This is a genomic window from Streptomyces phyllanthi, assembly GCF_009377205.1.
In the GTDB taxonomy this organism is placed as follows: Bacteria; Actinomycetota; Actinomycetes; order Streptomycetales; family Streptomycetaceae; genus Streptomyces; species Streptomyces phyllanthi.
Genome location: NZ_VJZE01000899.1, coordinates 1 through 1,406, shown reverse-complemented (window position 1 = coordinate 1,406; position 1,406 = coordinate 1). Strand labels below are relative to the sequence as shown.

Genomic DNA, 1,406 nt, shown 5'->3' with positions numbered 1-1,406 from the left:
GGCCCGCCCCGCGCTGCGCCCCCGCACCGTCCTGGCCGGGGTCGACCCCCTCGGCGGTGCCCCGGAACGGGTGCGGCTGCGTGCCGCCGACCGGGCCCCGTACACCGACGGCCCCGCGCGACGTGTCCACGTGTACTCGGGAGCCGACCGCGCCGACGTCCTGCGCGCCCTGGCGACAGGCCGCGAAGGGCGGGACGGACCGGCACGGCTCGCCCTGGTCGCCTCGGGCCCCGAGAATCTGGCCGGCCGCGCGGAGGCGGCCCGCGCGTGGCTCGCCGAAGGCGGCGTACGGCCCGCCGGCGCGGCCTTCCGGGACCGCCCGACGGAGGGCGAGGTGGCCTTCGTCTTCGCCGGCGGCTCGATGGCCTACCCGGGCATGGGCCGCGACCTCATGCTCGCCTTCCCCGGCCAACTCGACGCCGTCGAGGAGCGCAGCGGACCCCTGTACGGACTCGTGGGCTGGGCCCACGAAGGCGAGAGCCCGCGGGCCGGGCACGCGCTGCACCAGATATGGGGCGCCTCCGTCCTCTCCCAGCTCCACGCGAGGATCACCCGCGAACTGCTCCGGATCGAACCGCATGCCTCCCTCGGGTACTCCTCCGGTGAGTCCAGCGCCCTGGCCGCGCTGGGCGCCTGGCCGGACGTCTCCGGGATAGCGGCGAGGGCCCGGCGGTCCACGCTGTTCGAGCACGGTGTCGTCGGCGAGTTGAGGGTGCCGCGCCGTGCCTGGCGGCGGGCGGGTGTGACCGGTACCGAGTGGGCGAGCTACCAGGTCGAGGACTCCGCCGACCGGGTACGGGAGGCGGTCGCCGACGAGCCGGCCGTCCACCTCATGGTCGTCAACGCCCCCGACTCGTGCGTCTTCGGCGGCGAGGCGACCGGCTGTCTGCGCGTTCTGGAACGGCTCGGGAACGACCGCCCGCTGCGCATCCCCTACCAGGTCGCCGCGCACGTGCCCGAGCTGGAGGAGATCCGCCCCGAGTGGCGGACCATGCACCATCTGCCCACCACGGACGTGGGCGTCCGCTTCTACACGTGTTCGACCGCACGCTGGTACCGGGCGAGTGACGACGCGGCGGCCGACGCCGTGACCGAACAGGCCCTCGGACCCATCGACTTCGCGCGCACGGTCGAGCAGGCCTGGACGGACGGAGTCCGGGTCTTCGTCGAACACGGCCCCCGCAACCTGTGTGCCCAGTGGATCGGCCGTGTCCTGGGCGACCGCGAGCACCTCGTGGTTTCCCTGGACGCCCCCACCGGCCGGGGGATCCCCCAACTTCTGCACGCCACGGCGGAACTGGTCGCCGCCGGAGTGCCGGCCGACCTCGACGCGCTCCACGACCATCTGGCCACCGCGGGACCGAAGGCGCGTCCGTCCGGCGACCGGCCCCACGGCGGGATCACGC

At 75.0% G+C, this 1,406-nt stretch carries 1 pseudogene; it reads left to right on the top strand.

Annotation, left to right across the window (positions count from 1 at the left end):
• Positions 1 to 1,406 (top strand): annotated as a pseudogene (locus FNH04_RS45970) (type I polyketide synthase); the annotation flags it as partial.